This is a genomic window from Mesorhizobium sp. M8A.F.Ca.ET.218.01.1.1 (assembly GCF_004791165.1).
Lineage (GTDB): Bacteria > Pseudomonadota > Alphaproteobacteria > Rhizobiales > Rhizobiaceae > Mesorhizobium.
Window position 1 is genome coordinate 1 of record NZ_SRUZ01000063.1, and the last position, 388, is coordinate 388.

General features: G+C 54.9%; 1 protein-coding gene. It reads left to right on the forward strand.

Features of this window, described 5'->3' with window-relative positions:
- The coding region (locus tag EN861_RS35925; protein ID WP_210235216.1) for a hypothetical protein at nucleotides 1-263 on the forward strand (263 nt) is incomplete at its 5' end.
- Nucleotides 264-388: the final 125 nt, after the last annotated feature.

The window sequence follows — 388 nt, forward strand, 5'->3', positions numbered from 1 at the left end:
GACTAGCGCAAAATCGCTCTGCCGTGGAGCCTTTGTCAAGAAGAATTTCGATGAGTGATTCTGCCGGAAATTTTCGGCTATCGCAGTGGCTGCGCCTTTGTGCATCACATAGCGTCAGTTTCCTGCCGAGTGCGCAATTGCTGGCACTGTTCCGTTGTATGAACCTCTATACCGGTGAGCGGAAAACCTACATGGCGAGCTTACCGGGGCAGGCGCGGGACGCAGGTTGCAAGCGCTCTGTACTCATCGCAATTCGGAGATAGTTGGGGAGAGGAAATGCGTAGTCGGACTCTGTTACTGGCCGCCGCCATATGCGGCATGATGTCTGCCACGGCCCAAGCGGAAGAAAAGTCCATTGAGGTCATTCACCATTGGGTGTCCGACAGCG